The sequence below is a fragment of the Glaciecola punicea genome, from assembly GCF_001756615.1.
Classification (GTDB): domain Bacteria; phylum Pseudomonadota; class Gammaproteobacteria; order Enterobacterales; family Alteromonadaceae; genus Glaciecola; species Glaciecola punicea.
This window is the reverse complement of sequence record NZ_LZXY01000002.1, coordinates 1-16,123: the sequence shown is the minus strand read 5'-3', so window position 1 is coordinate 16,123 and position 16,123 is coordinate 1. Positions and strand designations below refer to the sequence as shown.

Genomic DNA, 16,123 nt, shown 5'->3' with positions numbered 1-16,123 from the left:
ATTAAGTGATTTTTGAAAAGCGCTGTTAACCGTGATGTATTAAAGCTTGCATATTAATTGGATTAATACACAAGTCTTTAGCAATCTTAATGCGTCAAGCAGCACAGCCAATATTTGTATGACATCGAAATAATGCATAATTAGGACTTATTTTAAAAAGGCAAAAGCATCGCCAAATAAGCAGTCTTGCGACAAACCAAGCGGTAAAAACTCAGTCTTAATAAGGGCTGCCATTTCAAATCGGCCTGCTACGTATACTTGCTTATTTTCAAGTGACGGGAAATCGCTTAATACTGCTTGATGCACAAGGCCCGTCTTACCTTTCCATCTCGTTTCAGGAGACTCAACTACAGGATTAAAGTTAAAGTTTCTATGCACCGTCGCTAACTGCGTAAGTCGGTTCAACTCGTATAAATCAGCCTGTTTTTTAGCGCCCCAATATAAATCTACTTGGCGATTTGGCTGACGCTGTAAACAGTCAAGCAATATCGACTTTGCATACGAATAACCGGTGCCGCCTGCAATAATAATCGCTGGCATATCGCTCTCGCGCAAAAAGGCATTGCCAAGACCCACCTCAACGGTAAGGGTATGAGTATCTCTTGCGCGCTGTATGACTTCAAAAGCATAGGGGTTTTTGGGCGTAGCGCCTATATGCAGCTCTAATAAATGATTATGTTGAGGTATGTTAGCGATAGAAAAAGGTCGTTTGTCTTGTTCGCTCATAACAACCTGCAGATATTGCCCCGCTTTAAAAGCAACAGCTTGTTTGGCGTCCAAGGTAACTTTGAGTACGTGCGGGCTTAGCGGCTCAATACTGAGCACGCGGGTATTAATAAAGGTCATTGTGTTCCTATTTAAAATGTATTAACAAATGTGCTGCTCAGTCTTAATCAAGCAACCCAAGTTCTTGCCAAATATCATCCACTTTCTGTTTGACTTTTTCGTCCATATAATGGGGGTTCCCCACTCACGGTCTGTTTCGCCTGGCATTTTATTGGTGGCATCAAGTCCCATCTTGGATCCTAAACCCGACACCGGCGAGGCAAAGTCTAAATAGTCTATTGGTGTATTTTCAATCATGGTGGTGTCTCGGGCAGGGTCCATTCTGGTAGTAATTGCCCGAATAACATCATTCCAATCGCGTGCGTTCGAATAATCGTCACATACTATCACAAATTTGGTATACATGAATTGTCGCAAGAACGACCAAACACCCATCATGACCCGTTTCGCATGTCCTGGATATTGTTTTTTGATGGTAACAATGGCCATTCGATAAGAACACACTTCAAGGGACAGATAAAAGTCGACAATTTCTGGGTATTGTTTTTGCAATATGGGCACGAAGACTTCATTTAACGCTACGCCTTCGCGAAGCACGCAGACTTAAGCTTTAGTCGTGTATTTTCGCCTTATTTTCAAATAAGTATTTAGCCTAGCTAATTACCTTTTATTCTTATTGTGTTGTAATAGGAGTGTATTAATATTTATTCAAGGTTACTCAATCAATGTCTCTTAGCATTTCATCTGATAGTTATTCTGCGGCAGTTCAAATAGGTACACCTTTTTCCGCTTCAAGCACCAAAGTTATGTTGTTAGGCGCTGGCGAATTAGGTAAAGAAGTTGCCATAGAGCTGAAGCGTTTGGGCTGTGAAGTTATTGCGCTAGATCGCTATAAAAACGCGCCCGCCATGCAAATTGCCGACAAAGCCTATTGTTTATCTATGCTTGATTCAGACGCTTTAGAAAAAATAATTCGAGATGAAAATCCCGCTTTCATCGTACCCGAAATAGAAGCAATTGCGACCACTACCTTGTTAAAACTTGAGGCCGATGGTTTTACTATTGTACCCAGTGCGAATGCGGCGCATTTGACCATGAACAGAGAAGGCATTCGATGCTTAGTCGCTGAAGAACTCAATATTTCCACATCAAACTATAGATTTGCCAGTAGCTTTGATGAATTTACGCTTGCGCTTGAAGAAATTGGGTTTCCGTGTGTAGTTAAACCGGTAATGAGCTCATCTGGTAAAGGGCAAAGCTTACTCAAAGCAGCAAGTGAGGCACAACAAGCTTGGCAATATGCACAAGAAGGCGGGCGCGCTGGGAAGGGCAAGGTAATAGTGGAAAGCTTTGTAGATTTCGACTACGAAATTACCTTACTCACAGTGCAGCATGCCTCAGGTATAAGCTACTGTGAGCCTATTGGACACAGGCAGAAAGACGGTGATTATCAAGAAAGTTGGCAGCCCCAAGCGATGAGTGGACTTGCTTTAAAGCGTGCCCAAGAAATGGCTGAAAAGGTCACCAAGGCATTAGGTGGAAAAGGTCTGTTTGGTGTAGAGTTTTTTATAAAAGGTGACGATGTTATTTTTAGTGAAGTCTCACCTAGGCCACATGACACAGGCATGGTTACCATGATATCGCAGGACTTATCAGAATTTGCTCTGCATGTTCGTGCCTTTTTGGGTTTGCCGATCCCTAGTATAGGGTTTAGAAGACCTTCTGTATCAGTTGCACTATTAGTACAAGGAAATTCGGACAAGGTTAGTTTTGGTAACCTTGCGCAAGTGCTGTCACTTCCCAACACAGATTTACGCCTATTTGGCAAGCCTGAGGTGTCCGGTAAGCGACGAATGGGCGTCGCCTTGGCTAGCGACGCATCTTTAGAAGTCGCATTAGAAAAAGGCTTGTTTATGGCGGCGAGTATTCGCTCTAAATTATAAACAGATTGCGTAAAAGGGTGGTATTCGTTTTTCAATCGTTTATACTTTAAGCATGAATAAAGAAAACAAAACAGAAAAAAATATAAAAACGAATACTCCTAATACAAACAAGTTACTACCTGCTAACAGTGATAAACAAGACGCTGGAACAGTGCCGCCGGGTACGAGTTCGTCAGGTAAAAGTCAAGATCCTCACTTTGAACGTGAACAAGTAAAGTATGAAAATCCAGTCGCCAGTAGAGAATACATGCTGAGTATGCTGATGCAGCACGCGCAAGATAATTCGGGTGGCTTAGCGTACACAGAAATTTGTAATCTTTTAAATGCACACGACGAAGACAGCCGCATTGGTATTCAAAGACGACTACGCGCTATGGAGCGCGAAGGGCAAGTTCTATTTAATCGAAACAAAAAATATGAAGTACAAGCACAAGACGCATTGGTTAGAGGCCGAGTCATTGGCCATAGAGACGGCTTCGGATTTCTAAAACACTCTGACACAGAAAAAGACTATTTCATCACAATGGGGCAGATGAAAAATCTTTTTCATGATGATGTGGTAGAGGGTGCGCTAGGGCAAACCGATCGTAAAGGACGCACTGAGTTTCGCGTCAACCAAATAATTGAGCCAAGAAAAGACGCCATTGTGGGTCGCTATTTTATTGAGCAAGGCGTAAGTACCGTCATACCTGATGACAATCGTATTTGCCATGAACTTATCATTCCCAAAGAATATACGAATGGCGCAAAGCAAGGTCATGTCGTGGTAGTTGAAATACTGCAGCGACCGCGTCGGAATATGAATCCGACGGGCAAAATTACAGAGGTCCTTGGCGAGCACTTAGCGCCGGGTATGGAAATTGAAACGGCACTGCGCAACTTTGATATACCGCACACATGGCCAAAATCAGTAACGGCAAGTTTGAGTCAGCTAACAGACGAAGTCCCTGATGAAGCAAAAACGGGACGTGTAGATTTACGCGATTTACCGCTGGTTACGATTGACGGCGAAGATGCCAGAGACTTCGACGACGCGGTATACTGTGAACCTGGTGATGATGGCGGCTGGAAGCTGTGGGTGGCTATTGCCGATGTAAGTAGCTACGTGAGGCTAGGTACAGCGCTTGATAACGAAGCTCAAAACAGAGCAACCTCTGTATATTTCCCTGAACAAGTAATCCCCATGCTACCCGAAGCCTTATCTAACGGCTTGTGCTCGCTTAATCCAGACGTCGACCGTCTATGCATGGTCTGTGAAATGCACATATCGGCAAAAGGAAAGTTGGGCGAATACATGTTCTATGAGGCCGTTATGCGCTCTCATGCCCGATTTACTTACACTAAAGTATGGAATATTCTAAACGGCGATGAAACACTTATTCAGCGTTACCAAGACAGAGTTGAAGATCTCGGCAATTTAAATAATTTATACAAGGCCCTTAAGCGTTCGCGTCAAAACCGTGGTGCCATAGAATTTGAAAGCGTAGAAACAAAGTTTGTGTTTAATGCCCATCGTAAAATAGAAAATATAGTGCCATTGGTGCGTAACGATGCACATAAGATCATCGAAGAGTGCATGATCATGGCAAACGTCTGTGCCGCCCAATACATTGAAGAAAACAATGCCGAGGCCTTATTTAGGGTGCACGACAAGCCCGATGCGGACCGCTTAATTAGCTTTCGTTCCTACTTAGCAGAAGTGGGTATCGATTTTAAAGCGGGCAATGAACCCACGCCAAAAGAGTTTGCCCAAGTGGCGACAAAAATAGCAGGCAGGGTTGACAAAGACCTCATTCAAACTATGCTGCTGCGCTCGATGAAGCAAGCTATATATGACGGTAATAATCTCGGTCATTTCGGCTTAGCACTTGAGGCTTATGCGCATTTTACATCACCAATAAGGCGCTATCCCGACTTAGTGGTGCATCGCGTAATTAAAGCTATAGTGAACAAGCAGCAGGGCAACAAAGCTTGTAAAGGCGCTAAGTTTTACACTGAGCAAGAAATTGAAGCCCTTGGTGAGCAATGCTCTATGGCAGAGCGGCGAGCCGATGATGCCACCCGAGATGTTGCAGACTGGTTAAAATGCGAGTTCATGCTAGATCATGTGAATGACGTATTTGAGGGAGTCATTGCCTCGGTAACTAATTTTGGTTTATTTGTGAGGCTCAGTAACTTTCAAATAGATGGCCTGATCCACATCACGTCTCTGGCTAATGACTTTTATCACTATGACCAAATCAAACAATGTTTGGTCGGTGAAAATTCTGGCCGTAGCTACCGTTTAGGCGATCCTTTGCGTATCAAAGTGGTGGCAGTAAATCTAGATGAACGCAAAATAGATTTGATGATAGACGGTGAAGATAATACCAAGCGTCCTGCGCGTAAAAAGAAAAAGCGCAGTGGTGGCGGGAGCAAAGAAGACAAAGCCGTAAATAATGGTAAGGCCAGCACTAAAACAAGTAAACCTGAGGGTAAAAAACCAGAAGCACCGGTAAATAAAGACGGTAAACGTAAAGCAGGTCCTGCCTCTAAACGCGGAAAATCATCGCGTTCAAAACCGAAAAAGTAGTAAATAACTCAGTGCCCTTTCCCAAGGGCACTTGTTTAATATAATTAGCCCTTAGTGTCAGCTAGAGCAAGCTATATTTAGGCTCACCAACACGATTAGGAAATTCACTTAATGGCACAACAGGAATTTTTGTATGGTATTCATTCGGTTGCCGCTGTGCTTGAAAGTGAGCCTGAGCGGGTACTTGATGTGATGATTGCGAAAGGTCGCAGTGAAGAGCGAATTAATGATATTGTTAATGCTGCCAGAAACAATGGAATTTCAGTGCAGTTTGTACACAGAAAAACACTCGATGAAAAAAGTGATGGTGAACAAAATCAAGGTGTAATAGCACGTGCAAAGCCTGCCAGAATATTGGATGAAGCAGATCTAGATAAGATTTTTAAGAGTGTTCAGTCTTCGCCAAATACAATACCGTTCTTTTTAGTGTTAGATGGTGTTACCGACCCGCACAATCTAGGTGCTTGTTTGCGAAATGCCGATGCCGCTGGTGTGCAAGCTGTTATTGTGCCTAAGGATAATGCGGTTGGCCTTACACCTGTAGTGCGTAAAGTCGCTTCTGGTGCGGCCGAAAATGTGCCGCTTATTCAGGTAACAAACTTGTCTCGCACGCTTAAGCATATGCAGCAGCAAGGCGTGTGGGTAATAGGTACAGCAGGAGAGGCCACGCAGATTATTTATGAGTGTAAAATTGAAGGTGCCGTAGCACTTGTGATGGGTGCAGAAGGAAAAGGGATGCGCAGATTAACTCGTGAAACTTGCGACGAGCTTATTAAGCTACCCATGGCGGGCACGGTGTCTAGTCTAAATGTTTCAGTCGCAACAGGAATATGTTTATTTGAAATAGTGCGTCAGCGGCCCCGCGTTTAGGCACATGTAGTCATGTATGATGGTTATAGAAGGACATCCAATTTACCTATCGATACACAATACTTAAATTTCTTAAAATTAGGCTACACCTCAAGTTTGTTTTCTGTTATAGTTTCGCGCCCTTTTTGTGGGGGTATGGTCTGTTTTTATCAAGAATTACTTATAATTTAAGGTAAAAATAGCAGCTTAGAGGCTCAAAAGAGTCATAATATTAAATAGCGGAGCTCTAACATGATCCAAATGCAAACTAACCTGGACGTAGCCGATAACTCGGGTGCTCGCAGGGTTCAGTGTATTAAGGTTCTTGGTGGTTCGCATCGCCGTTATGCGCACATAGGCGACATCATTAAAGTTACTGTGAAAGAAGCAATTCCTCGCGGTAAAGTTAAAAAAGGTGACGTCTTAACTGCAGTGGTGGTACGTACTAGGAAAGGCGTTCGCAGAGCAGATGGTTCTACTATCCGTTTTGACAACAACGCAGCTGTTTTGCTTAATGCAAACAAGCAACCTATTGGCACACGTATTTTTGGTCCGGTTACAAGAGAACTTCGTGGAGATTCATTCATGAAAATCATCTCATTGGCCCCAGAAGTACTATAAGGAGTCACGATAATGGCTAGAAAAATTCGTCGTGATGATGAAATTGTCGTATTAGCGGGTAAAGATAAAGGTAAGCAAGGCAAAGTTTTGCGTGTATTACCTTCCGAAGACCGCGTATATGTAGAAGGCGTAAATATCATTAAGAAACATCTAAAGGCAAATCCGCAAGCGAATGAGCCAGGTGGTATTATTGATAAAGAAGCTTCTATTCATGTTTCAAATATAGCGTTAGTAAACCCTGCAACGGGAAAAGCTGATCGCGTTGGTTTCCGTTTCGAAGACGAGAAGAAAGTACGTTTCTTTAAGTCTAACGGCGACCTAGTTTAACTATTGGAGAATACGATGGCGAAACTGCATGAGTTCTATAAAGAGACCGTAGTGGCCGATCTTGCAAAGCAGTTCGGATACAAAAGTGTCATGCAAGTCCCTCGGGTGGAAAAAATCACTCTAAACATGGGTTTGGGTGAAGCAGTAGCAGACAAGAAAGTCCTCGAATCAGCGCAAGCTGAAATGGCGGCAATCGCTGGTCAAAAGCCAGTAGTCACTGTTGCAAGAAAATCTGTTGCGGGCTTTAAAATCCGTGAAGGTTATCCGATTGGCTGTAAAGTGACCCTACGTGGCGAACGTATGTGGGAATTCCTTGAGCGATTTATTTCGATCACTATTCCCCGTATCCGTGACTTCCGTGGTCTTAACCCGAAATCATTTGACGGTAAAGGCAACTATAGCATGGGCATACGTGAGCAAATCATCTTCCCTGAAATCGATTTCGATAAAGTGGATAAAATGCGCGGTATGGATATTACTATCACTACCAGTGCTGAAACTAACGACGAAGCACATGCTCTTTTGAGCGCGTTTAGCTTCCCGTTTAGAAAATAAGGTGTAGGGTTATGGCAAAAGAATCAATGAAGGCGCGTGAAGTAAAACGTGCCAAGCTGGTTAAGAAATATTCAGAAAAACGTGATGCTTTAAAAGCAACCGTTAGCAACGTGAATGTTTCTGAAGAAGAGCGTTGGGACGCTGTTCTTAAGCTACAACAACTTCCACGTGATTCGTCACGTTCACGTCAGCAAAACCGCTGTCGTGTAACGGGCCGTCCACATGGGTTCCTACGCAAATTTGGTCTTTCTCGTATAAAGCTTCGTGAAGCTGCTATGCGCGGTGAAGTCCCTGGCCTTAAAAAAGCCAGCTGGTAAGGAGTAGCACATATGAGCATGCAAGATCCTATCGCGGATATGTTTACCCGAATTCGTAATGGCCAACAAGCCGCTAAAGTTACGACCTCTATGCCATCATCTAAGTTACGCGTTGCTATTGCAACCTTACTTCAGTCTGAAGGTTATGTAGAAGGTTTCAGTGTTACGCAAGGGGCTAAGCCCACTTTAGAAGTAACTTTGAAATATTTCGAAGGTAAAAAAGTAATTGATACAATTCAAAGAGTCAGCCGTCCTGGTTTACGCATCTATAAAAATAAAGATGAGTTACCTAAAGTGATGGGTGGTCTTGGGATTGCTATCGTGTCTACCTCAAAAGGTGTGATGACTGACCGTGCAGCGCGTAATGCTGGCATGGGCGGTGAGATCATCGGTTATGTAGCGTAACTCCAGGAGTAGAATATGTCACGTATAGCAAAATCCCCTGTAGACATCCTAGCAGGAGTAGAAATATCTATTTCTGGTCAAGAAGTCACAGTTAAAGGTAAAAATGGCACCTTAACTCGCGTATTTAACGACGCAGTTGACGTAAAGCAAAAAGACAACACGTTAACCACGGCTCCAAAAGAAGGCGCGGCAAACGGTTGGGCTCAAGCGGGAACGGCAAACGCATTGTTAAAGTCGATGATTAAGGGTGTAACTGATGGTTATGAAAAGAAACTTCAGCTAAATGGTGTTGGTTACCGTGCAAACGCACAAGGTAGCAAACTAAATCTAACGCTGGGCTTTTCTCACCCTGTCGCTTACGATATGCCTGAAGGCATTACCATACAAACTCCTACACAAACCGAAATCATTGTTTCTGGCATTGATAAGCAAGTGGTGGGACAGGTTGCAGCTAACATTCGCGGATATCGTCCACCAGAGCCTTACAAAGGCAAGGGTGTTCGTTACGCAGATGAAGTTGTTCGTCGTAAAGAAGCTAAGAAAAAGTAGGTGGGTGTTATGGATAAGAAAACAGCTCGCTTGCGTCGTGCCACTCGCGCACGCAAGAAGATCAGTGAACTCGAAGCGACTCGCTTGGTAGTAAACCGTACACCGCGCCACATATACGCTCAGTTAATCGCTCCATGCGGTTCTGTAGTATTAGCCTCAGCTTCAACTGTTGAAAAAGATCTTAAAGGTTCTTTGAAATCAACAGGCAATGTTGAAGCGGCAGCGGCAGTTGGTAAAGCGATTGCACAACGCGCTATCGAAAAAGGTGTCGAAAAAGTCGCCTTTGATAGAAGTGGATTTAAATATCACGGTCGTGTGAAAGCACTGGCTGATGCCGCTCGTGAAGCGGGCCTTCAGTTCTAGGAGTTTAAAATGGCTAAAGTAGAAGTTCAACAGCAGGGTGACCTGTTAGAAAAGCTAATCGCTGTAAACCGTGTTTCTAAAGTAGTTAAAGGTGGTCGCATCTTTAGTTTTACTGCATTAACAGTGGTTGGCGATGGCAATGGCCGTGTAGGTTTTGGCTACGGAAAAGCACGTGAAGTTCCTGCTGCAATTCAAAAGGCAATGGAAAAAGCTCGTCGCAACCTAGTTGATGTAGATCTAAACGGAAACACATTACAGCACCCAATTAAAGGGCGTCACTCAGGTTCTAAAGTATATATGCAGCCTGCATCTGAAGGTACCGGTATTATTGCCGGTGGCGCGATGCGAGCAGTATTAGAAGTTGCTGGTGTACAAAACGTTCTTTCTAAATGCTACGGCTCAACCAACCCTATCAACGTGGTACGCGCAACTGTTAACGCGCTAGTAGAAATGAACTCTCCGGAGAAGATTGCTGCGAAACGTGGATTGCCGGTTAACGAGATTCTGGGGTAAGTGAACATGGCAAAGACGATTAAAGTAAAGCAAACTAAAAGCTCGATCGGTCGACTGCCTAAGCATAAAGCAACATTAGTTGGTTTAGGCTTACGCAAGATTGGTCATGTTCGTGAACTTGAAGATACACCAGCCATTCGTGGCATGGTAAACCGTGTATTTTACATGGTTGAGATAGTGGAGGAGTAATTGATGAAACTTAATACGCTTGCTCCTGCACCTGGAGCAAATAAAGCAGGTAAACGTGTTGGTCGCGGAACTGGTTCTGGTTTAGGCAAAACTGGTGGTCGTGGTCATAAAGGTCAAAAGAGTCGTTCAGGCGGGAAAGTCAAGCCTGGATTTGAAGGTGGTCAAATGCCTTTACAACGTCGTTTACCTAAGTTTGGTTTTACGTCGCGTGTATCTTTTGTGACCGACCAAGTAACACTCAGCGAAATTGCTAGCGTTGACGGTGATGTTGTATCACTAGACACTTTGAAGGCTGCAGGTCTTGTTAAAAAAGAAATGCAAAATGTAAAAGTGATCTTGAGCGGCTCAATTAGTCGTGCAGTCACCATTAGTGGCCTTGGAGTAACCAAAGGTGCGCTAGAAGCAATTACAGCTGCTGGCGGTAAAGTAGAGGAATAAGCTAAATGGCAAAACCAGGACAGGGTTCAAGTAAAGGCGGTGGTTTGAGTGAATTACGCTCTCGCCTGTTTTTCGTACTTGGCGCAATCATTGTGTTTAGGCTTGGGTCTTATGTACCTATTCCTGGTATTGACTCCAATGTGTTGTCTCAAATATTTGAACAGCAAACAGGCACCATTGTGGGCATGTTTAACATGTTTTCTGGTGGCGCTCTTGAGCGTGCTTCAGTACTAGCATTGGGCATAATGCCGTACATCACAGCGTCGATTATTATGCAGTTATTAGCTGCTGTGCATGAGCCATTTAAGGAATTAAAGAAAGAGGGCCAATCTGGTCAGCGTAAAATCAGTCAGTACACGCGTTATTTAACGCTAATACTTGCGTCATTCCAATCTATTGGGATTGCAACTGGTTTACCACAAATGATTCCTGGTTTAGTGACCGATCCTGGCTTAGCTTTCTATTTTACAGCAGTCGTGAGTTTGGTTACCGGTACTATGTTTTTAATGTGGTTAGGTGAGCAAATTACCGAACGCGGTATTGGTAATGGTATATCAATTTTAATATTTGCTGGTATTGTGGCGGGCTTGCCCAGTGCAATAGGGCAAACTGCTGAACAAGCAAGGCAGGGCGAAATTCAGCTGTTGTTCTTGTTAGTATTGGCTGCCATTATTATAGCATTAACCTATTTGGTTGTATTTGTTGAGCGAGCACAGCGCCGTATTGTGGTAAACTATGCAAAGCGTCAACAAGGCAGAAAAGTATTTGCAGCGCAAAGCTCACATTTACCCCTCAAGGTAAACATGGCAGGTGTAATTCCACCTATCTTTGCTTCAAGTATAATTTTGTTTCCAAGTACTTTATCGGGTATGTTAGGACAAAATGAGAACTTCTCGTTTTTGACTGACTTTGCTCTTTTATTGTCACCTGGGCAACCCTTATATGTAATGCTGTACGCAGCAACGATTATTTTCTTTTGCTTCTTTTATACAGCATTACAATTTAATCCACGCGACACTGCTGATAATCTAAAGAAATCTGGCGCTTTTGTTCCCGGGATCCGTCCTGGAGAGCAAACATCACGTTACATTGACAAAGTGATGACAAGGTTGACCCTAGCTGGTGCTCTCTATATTACCTTTGTTTGTTTAGTGCCTGAGTTCCTATTACTGTGGTTTAACGTTCCGTTTTACTTTGGTGGTACATCTCTACTCATAATATGTGTAGTGGTAATGGATTTCATGGCGCAGGTACAAACCCACTTGATGTCTCATCAATATGGGGATGTTCTCAAAAAAGCTAACTTAAAAGGCTAAGTCGGTAAGACTACACTTTTAGGTAGCCAACTACGGAGTGATGACATGAAAGTTCGTGCATCCGTTAAAACGATTTGCCGTAACTGCAAAATCATTAAGCGCAACGGTGTTGTAAGAGTGATTTGTTCAGCAGACCCTAAGCATAAGCAAAGGCAAGGCTAATTGTCCTAGAAATAGGGATTTTACTCGGTTTTTAATATCGGGCGCTGTACTAGTGCTCGAGCTCTAAAACCTTTATTTGCAATTTTGTTATTAGGTAAGTATCCTAACGGGCTTTTTAGGCTAGTAACATTTATTAAGAGGAGTGCTGTTAATGGCCCGTATCGCTGGCATTAACATTCCTGATCACAAGCATACCGTTATTGCTTTGCAAGCCATTTTTGGTATCGGGGCAACCCGTGCAAAAGAAATATGTGTGAGTGCGAGTGTTTCAGAGTCTACCAAAATTAAAGAATTGGATGAGACTATAATAGACAAACTTCGTGACGAAGTGGCCAAGTTTATGGTTGAAGGTGATTTACGTCGTGAAGTTTCCATGAGTATTAAACGTTTGATGGACCTAGGTTGTTTTCGTGGCATACGCCATCGTCGCAGCTTACCCTTACGTGGTCAGCGCACTAAAACTAATGCGCGTACCCGTAAAGGTCCTCGTAAACCTATTAAAAAGTAAGCGAGGATTATAAGTTATGGCTAAAACCCCTACTAAAGCGCGCAAGCGCGCCAAACGTCAAGTTGCTGATGGAATGGCTCATATCCATGCATCTTTCAACAATACGATTGTGACAATAACTGATCGTCAAGGTAATGCGCTATCATGGGCAACATCTGGTGGTTCAGGTTTTCGTGGTTCTCGTAAGTCAACTCCGTTTGCGGCTCAGGTTGCAGCAGAGAGAGCCGGCCTTGCCGCTCAAGACTATGGCTTGAAAAACATTGAAGTGTTCGTTAAAGGACCCGGCCCAGGCCGTGAATCTGCTATACGCGCATTAAATGCCACAGGTTATAAGATCACAAACATTACCGATGTGACGCCAATACCGCACAACGGTTGTCGTCCACCTAAAAAGCGTCGCGTATAAGCGAGCAGTTGGAGAAAGATCATGGCAAGATATTTGGGTCCAAAACTCAAACTTAGTCGTCGTGAAGGAACCGACCTGTTCCTTAAAAGCGGCGTAAGAGCAATTGAAAGTAAGTGTAAAATCGATCAGCCTCCTGGTCAGCATGGTGCCCGTCGTGGGAGATTGTCTGATTATGGCGTTCAGTTACGCGAGAAACAAAAAGTTCGTCGTATGTATGGCGTATTAGAAAAACAGTTTAGAAACTATTATAAAGAGGCTGCACGACGTGCAAGCAACACCGGTGAAAACTTGTTGCAACTTCTTGAGCAGCGTCTTGATAACGTTGTCTACCGTATGGGCTTTGCAAGTACCCGTGCTGAAGCACGCCAACTTGTCAGTCACAAGGCGATTGTTGTTAACGGTAAAGTAGTAAACATTCCATCTTTTACAGTGAAAGCTGAAGATGTGGTTGCTGTTCGTGAGAAAGCTAAAAAACAGGCTCGTATTGTTGCTGCATTAGAATTAGCAGATCAGCGTGAAAAGCCAGTATGGTTGGAAGTAGACAATACTAAAATGGAAGGTACGTTTAAACGTATTCCTGAAAGAACAGATTTGTCTGCCGAAATAAATGAACAGTTGATTGTCGAACTTTACTCTAAGTAAAGTATAACTAAAGAGGATACATTGTGGGTTCAGTGACCGAATTCTTAAAGCCAAGGTTAGTTGAAATTGAAAATATTTCACCTACTCGTGCAAAGGTAACGTTAGAGCCATTAGAGCGTGGCTTTGGCCATACTCTAGGCAACGCACTTCGTCGCATCTTACTATCTTCTATGCCAGGATGTGCTGTCACAGAGGTTGAGATTGATGGCGTGCTACACGAGTACACTGCTAAAGAAGGCGTGCAAGAAGATGTTATAGATATTCTGTTGAACCTTAAAGGTCTAGCAGTAATACTCGAAAATAAAACCGAAGCTACCTTAACATTAGTTAAGTCTGGTGCAGGTCCAGTTCTTGCCCGTGATATTCAGCATGACGGTGACGTTGAAATTGTTAATCCTGAGCATGTGATTTGTAACTTAACTGGCGAAGGCGAGTTGAGTATGCGTATCAAAGTAGAAATGGGTCGTGGTTATGTACCAGCATCTACTCGTCGTTCCTCTGAAGACGATGATCGACCAATTGGTCGTTTGTTAGTTGACGCTTCATTCAGTCCAGTAGAACGTATTGCTTATTCTGTGGAGTCTGCGCGTGTTGAACAACGCACTGATTTGGATAAGTTAATAATTGATATGGAAACAAACGGTACATTAGATCCGGAAGAAGCCATTCGACGTTCTGCAACAATCTTAGCTGAGCAATTAGATGCTTTCGTAGAATTACGCGACATCTCGGTGCCCGAAGCTAAGGAAGAAAAGCCAGAATTTGATCCTATTCTATTGCGTCCAGTTGACGACTTGGAATTAACGGTCCGTTCTGCTAACTGTTTGAAAGCAGAAGCCATTCAATATATTGGTGACCTTGTACAGCGCACTGAAGTTGAACTTCTTAAGACCCCTAATCTGGGTAAGAAATCGCTTACAGAAATTAAAGATGTACTTGCTTCTCGTGGACTTTCTTTAGGCATGCGCCTTGAGAATTGGCCTCCAGAGTCAATCGCTGAAAAAGATTAATCAGAATTATTACTGAATTGTAAAGAAGGATAAGACTATGCGCCATCGTAAGAGTGGTCGTCAGTTGAATCGCAATAGTAGCCATAGAATTGCCATGTTTAAAAACATGGCAAGTTCATTGGTTAAGCATGAAGTCATTAAGACTACGTTGCCAAAAGCGAAAGAACTGCGTCGTGTTATAGAGCCATTAATAACACTTGCTAAGCAAGACAGCGTTGCAAATCGCCGTTTAGCTATGGCAAGAACGGCTGATAAAGAAGTTGTTGGTAAATTATTTAATGAACTTGGTCCGCGTTACGACGCACGTCCAGGTGGTTACACACGTATCCTAAAGTGTGGATATCGTACTGGTGACAATGCCCCTATGGCATACGTTGAATTAGTTGACCGCCCCATTACTGAAGAAGTTGCTGAAGAAATTGAAGCAGTTGAATAGTATAGGGTAATAAAAAACCCGGAATATTCCGGGTTTTTTATTGTCTAAATTTTAAGATTAAATTGATACTGTATATTTTAACAAACTGCCTGTTCTTCTCAAACAGTCATTGAATTATGGTGTTGGTGCTTGTGATTCTAATTCCAAATAGTGATCATTAATAATTGCCACTATTTCTTCTTCACTTAAACCACCTTTCATTGCGCTTATTCGAACTTTTTCTGAACTGATATCACGCTGCTGAGCAAGTTCAACCAAACGAGTAATAGCGTCAGGGTATTGTGCAAGTTCTTCCATTGATACAATTATCATATTTTCTGTTTTGACCAAATCATCCGTTACTGTAGCTAGTAGAGCGTCCAACACATATTTACCAACAAAAGGTACTTCTTTAATTGTAGTAATTAAAATTTCCATCGTTTGAGACGGAAACGCAGCCACTAACTTTTGTGCAATTTGATCGGCTGAATCTGGTTCTGCCTTAACTGCCGTTTTGACAATTTCATCAAAATATTCAGGGTTGTTTTTGCAAGCGGCGCTTGTAGCTGCGCCCGCATAACTTGGTTCTGCATTTACTGCCAAAGCTACAATTTCTGTTGGTTTTGCTACTCTATGTTCGTTTGCTAACATGATTATATCATCAACGAACATAGGTTTTGCGGAGACGCTTGTAGTAATTATTTCTTGATATCTCTCTGGATAGGCGCTTAACGCAATAGAAACAAATTCGGGCGTGCGTTGTGGATATCTGTCGAGTAAGCTTTTTAAGGAATTGTCTACTGAAGCTCCGCCTTCAACTTGTTTCTTGAAAAATTGGATCGACTGCTGGCTAGGTTGCATCCAACTAGCTTGCTGGCTTGTTATACTAAATTGCTCAGATGCGACACTATTGCTAACTAGGTTAGCTGTGAGTACTAGAGAACAACTGATCGTAACTAATGTATTCATCTTTAAAACCGCCTTAAGATTGCTGCTTAGTTCATAATGCATTAACTTTATTAACACTAATTTCACAATACCACATACTATTAGATAGCTCTATTTAATAAATTAAGGAGATACTCGTTTTAGTGCTTGACCTTTTCCTGTTGAACTTTATAATGCGCCCTCTCAAACATTGAGAGTAAGTTTGTAGACGATCTTGTGGCTCACCAAAGTTAGGTGTTTGTTATAACAAAAGGTTCAATATAATCAATTATATTATTTTGAAAAAGTT

At 42.8% G+C, this 16,123-nt stretch carries 22 protein-coding genes and 1 pseudogene; 20 read left to right on the top strand and 3 right to left on the bottom strand.

Features of this window, described 5'->3' with window-relative positions:
* Positions 1 to 147: 147 nt before the first annotated feature.
* Positions 148 to 846 (bottom strand): NAD(P)H-flavin reductase, encoded by a 699-nt coding sequence (gene fre, locus BAE46_RS02325; RefSeq protein WP_006007355.1) that lies wholly within the window; start codon positions 844 to 846, stop codon positions 148 to 150.
* 43 nt (positions 847 to 889) lie between these two features.
* Positions 890 to 1,371 (bottom strand): annotated as a pseudogene (locus BAE46_RS02320) (3-octaprenyl-4-hydroxybenzoate decarboxylase); the annotation flags it as partial.
* A 140-nt stretch (positions 1,372 to 1,511) separates the two neighbouring features.
* Between BAE46_RS02320 and purT the strand changes: the two are divergent.
* From purT to rplQ, 20 genes are all read left to right on the top strand, one after another.
* On the top strand, positions 1,512 to 2,729 hold the full coding sequence (gene purT / locus BAE46_RS02315) for a formate-dependent phosphoribosylglycinamide formyltransferase (RefSeq protein WP_070111671.1): 1,218 nt from the start codon (positions 1,512 to 1,514) through the stop codon (positions 2,727 to 2,729).
* 52 nt (positions 2,730 to 2,781) lie between these two features.
* Positions 2,782 to 5,301 carry a ribonuclease R gene (rnr, locus tag BAE46_RS02310; protein ID WP_006007350.1) on the top strand — a complete coding sequence of 840 codons (2,520 nt, stop codon included), beginning with the start codon at positions 2,782 to 2,784 and terminating at the stop codon, positions 5,299 to 5,301.
* Positions 5,302 to 5,412: 111 nt separating this feature from the next.
* A complete protein-coding gene (gene rlmB / locus BAE46_RS02305; RefSeq protein WP_006007348.1) occupies positions 5,413 to 6,171 on the top strand; it encodes a 23S rRNA (guanosine(2251)-2'-O)-methyltransferase RlmB in 759 nt (252 codons plus the stop codon).
* 231 nt (positions 6,172 to 6,402) lie between these two features.
* Complete coding sequence (gene rplN / locus BAE46_RS02300; RefSeq protein ID WP_040521130.1) at positions 6,403 to 6,771, top strand: 50S ribosomal protein L14; 369 nt, start codon at positions 6,403 to 6,405, stop codon at positions 6,769 to 6,771.
* Between the two features lie 12 nt (positions 6,772 to 6,783).
* The gene (gene rplX, locus BAE46_RS02295) at positions 6,784 to 7,098 is read left to right on the top strand and encodes a 50S ribosomal protein L24 (protein WP_006007343.1); all 315 of its coding nucleotides are present in this window, start codon (positions 6,784 to 6,786) and stop codon (positions 7,096 to 7,098) included.
* Positions 7,099 to 7,113: 15 nt separating this feature from the next.
* A complete protein-coding gene (gene rplE, locus BAE46_RS02290) occupies positions 7,114 to 7,653 on the top strand; it encodes a 50S ribosomal protein L5 (protein WP_006007341.1) in 540 nt (179 codons plus the stop codon).
* An 11-nt stretch (positions 7,654 to 7,664) separates the two neighbouring features.
* Positions 7,665 to 7,970: a 30S ribosomal protein S14 gene (gene rpsN, locus BAE46_RS02285; RefSeq protein WP_006007339.1), complete on the top strand. Its 306-nt coding sequence runs from the start codon at positions 7,665 to 7,667 to the stop codon at positions 7,968 to 7,970.
* A 12-nt stretch (positions 7,971 to 7,982) separates the two neighbouring features.
* Entirely contained in the window at positions 7,983 to 8,375 is a 393-nt protein-coding gene (gene rpsH / locus BAE46_RS02280; protein WP_006007337.1) for a 30S ribosomal protein S8, read from the top strand.
* Between the two features lie 15 nt (positions 8,376 to 8,390).
* The gene (gene rplF, locus BAE46_RS02275) at positions 8,391 to 8,924 is read left to right on the top strand and encodes a 50S ribosomal protein L6 (RefSeq protein ID WP_006007335.1); all 534 of its coding nucleotides are present in this window, start codon (positions 8,391 to 8,393) and stop codon (positions 8,922 to 8,924) included.
* 9 nt (positions 8,925 to 8,933) lie between these two features.
* Positions 8,934 to 9,287 carry a 50S ribosomal protein L18 gene (gene rplR / locus BAE46_RS02270; protein WP_006007333.1) on the top strand — a complete coding sequence of 118 codons (354 nt, stop codon included), beginning with the start codon at positions 8,934 to 8,936 and terminating at the stop codon, positions 9,285 to 9,287.
* 9 nt (positions 9,288 to 9,296) lie between these two features.
* On the top strand, positions 9,297 to 9,800 hold the full coding sequence (rpsE, locus tag BAE46_RS02265; RefSeq protein ID WP_006007331.1) for a 30S ribosomal protein S5: 504 nt from the start codon (positions 9,297 to 9,299) through the stop codon (positions 9,798 to 9,800).
* Between the two features lie 6 nt (positions 9,801 to 9,806).
* Positions 9,807 to 9,989: a 50S ribosomal protein L30 gene (gene rpmD / locus BAE46_RS02260; protein WP_070111817.1), complete on the top strand. Its 183-nt coding sequence runs from the start codon at positions 9,807 to 9,809 to the stop codon at positions 9,987 to 9,989.
* Between the two features lie 3 nt (positions 9,990 to 9,992).
* Positions 9,993 to 10,427, top strand: a complete 435-nt coding sequence (gene rplO, locus BAE46_RS02255) for a 50S ribosomal protein L15 (protein ID WP_006007327.1) — start codon at positions 9,993 to 9,995, stop codon at positions 10,425 to 10,427.
* Positions 10,428 to 10,432: 5 nt separating this feature from the next.
* Complete coding sequence (gene secY, locus BAE46_RS02250; protein ID WP_006007324.1) at positions 10,433 to 11,743, top strand: preprotein translocase subunit SecY; 1,311 nt, start codon at positions 10,433 to 10,435, stop codon at positions 11,741 to 11,743.
* Positions 11,744 to 11,788: 45 nt separating this feature from the next.
* Entirely contained in the window at positions 11,789 to 11,905 is a 117-nt protein-coding gene (rpmJ, locus tag BAE46_RS14230) for a 50S ribosomal protein L36 (protein WP_006007322.1), read from the top strand.
* A 151-nt stretch (positions 11,906 to 12,056) separates the two neighbouring features.
* Entirely contained in the window at positions 12,057 to 12,413 is a 357-nt protein-coding gene (rpsM, locus tag BAE46_RS02245) for a 30S ribosomal protein S13 (RefSeq protein ID WP_006007321.1), read from the top strand.
* Positions 12,414 to 12,429: 16 nt separating this feature from the next.
* Positions 12,430 to 12,819, top strand: a complete 390-nt coding sequence (gene rpsK / locus BAE46_RS02240) for a 30S ribosomal protein S11 (RefSeq protein ID WP_006007320.1) — start codon at positions 12,430 to 12,432, stop codon at positions 12,817 to 12,819.
* Between the two features lie 21 nt (positions 12,820 to 12,840).
* Positions 12,841 to 13,461 carry a 30S ribosomal protein S4 gene (gene rpsD / locus BAE46_RS02235; RefSeq protein ID WP_006007319.1) on the top strand — a complete coding sequence of 207 codons (621 nt, stop codon included), beginning with the start codon at positions 12,841 to 12,843 and terminating at the stop codon, positions 13,459 to 13,461.
* A 20-nt stretch (positions 13,462 to 13,481) separates the two neighbouring features.
* Positions 13,482 to 14,471, top strand: coding sequence for a DNA-directed RNA polymerase subunit alpha (locus BAE46_RS02230; protein WP_040521129.1), 990 nt, complete (start codon positions 13,482 to 13,484; stop codon positions 14,469 to 14,471).
* A gap of 37 nt (positions 14,472 to 14,508) precedes the next feature.
* Positions 14,509 to 14,907: a 50S ribosomal protein L17 gene (gene rplQ / locus BAE46_RS02225; RefSeq protein WP_006007317.1), complete on the top strand. Its 399-nt coding sequence runs from the start codon at positions 14,509 to 14,511 to the stop codon at positions 14,905 to 14,907.
* Positions 14,908 to 15,021: 114 nt separating this feature from the next.
* Here the strand turns inward: rplQ and BAE46_RS02220 are convergent, their stop codons facing one another.
* The gene (locus BAE46_RS02220) at positions 15,022 to 15,855 is read right to left on the bottom strand and encodes a hypothetical protein (RefSeq protein WP_006007316.1); all 834 of its coding nucleotides are present in this window, start codon (positions 15,853 to 15,855) and stop codon (positions 15,022 to 15,024) included.
* Between the last annotated feature and the right edge of the window lie 268 nt (positions 15,856 to 16,123).

Coding starts and splice junctions, on each gene's coding strand:
- fre (WP_006007355.1), bottom strand. CDS start 846: ATGACCTTTATTAATACCCGCGTGCTCAGTATTGAGCCGCTAAGCCCG.
- purT (WP_070111671.1), top strand. CDS start 1,512: ATGTCTCTTAGCATTTCATCTGATAGTTATTCTGCGGCAGTTCAAATA.
- rnr (WP_006007350.1), top strand. CDS start 2,782: ATGAATAAAGAAAACAAAACAGAAAAAAATATAAAAACGAATACTCCT.
- rlmB (WP_006007348.1), top strand. CDS start 5,413: ATGGCACAACAGGAATTTTTGTATGGTATTCATTCGGTTGCCGCTGTG.
- rplN (WP_040521130.1), top strand. CDS start 6,403: ATGATCCAAATGCAAACTAACCTGGACGTAGCCGATAACTCGGGTGCT.
- rplX (WP_006007343.1), top strand. CDS start 6,784: ATGGCTAGAAAAATTCGTCGTGATGATGAAATTGTCGTATTAGCGGGT.
- rplE (WP_006007341.1), top strand. CDS start 7,114: ATGGCGAAACTGCATGAGTTCTATAAAGAGACCGTAGTGGCCGATCTT.
- rpsN (WP_006007339.1), top strand. CDS start 7,665: ATGGCAAAAGAATCAATGAAGGCGCGTGAAGTAAAACGTGCCAAGCTG.
- rpsH (WP_006007337.1), top strand. CDS start 7,983: ATGAGCATGCAAGATCCTATCGCGGATATGTTTACCCGAATTCGTAAT.
- rplF (WP_006007335.1), top strand. CDS start 8,391: ATGTCACGTATAGCAAAATCCCCTGTAGACATCCTAGCAGGAGTAGAA.
- rplR (WP_006007333.1), top strand. CDS start 8,934: ATGGATAAGAAAACAGCTCGCTTGCGTCGTGCCACTCGCGCACGCAAG.
- rpsE (WP_006007331.1), top strand. CDS start 9,297: ATGGCTAAAGTAGAAGTTCAACAGCAGGGTGACCTGTTAGAAAAGCTA.
- rpmD (WP_070111817.1), top strand. CDS start 9,807: ATGGCAAAGACGATTAAAGTAAAGCAAACTAAAAGCTCGATCGGTCGA.
- rplO (WP_006007327.1), top strand. CDS start 9,993: ATGAAACTTAATACGCTTGCTCCTGCACCTGGAGCAAATAAAGCAGGT.
- secY (WP_006007324.1), top strand. CDS start 10,433: ATGGCAAAACCAGGACAGGGTTCAAGTAAAGGCGGTGGTTTGAGTGAA.
- rpmJ (WP_006007322.1), top strand. CDS start 11,789: ATGAAAGTTCGTGCATCCGTTAAAACGATTTGCCGTAACTGCAAAATC.
- rpsM (WP_006007321.1), top strand. CDS start 12,057: ATGGCCCGTATCGCTGGCATTAACATTCCTGATCACAAGCATACCGTT.
- rpsK (WP_006007320.1), top strand. CDS start 12,430: ATGGCTAAAACCCCTACTAAAGCGCGCAAGCGCGCCAAACGTCAAGTT.
- rpsD (WP_006007319.1), top strand. CDS start 12,841: ATGGCAAGATATTTGGGTCCAAAACTCAAACTTAGTCGTCGTGAAGGA.
- rplQ (WP_006007317.1), top strand. CDS start 14,509: ATGCGCCATCGTAAGAGTGGTCGTCAGTTGAATCGCAATAGTAGCCAT.
- BAE46_RS02220 (WP_006007316.1), bottom strand. CDS start 15,855: ATGAATACATTAGTTACGATCAGTTGTTCTCTAGTACTCACAGCTAAC.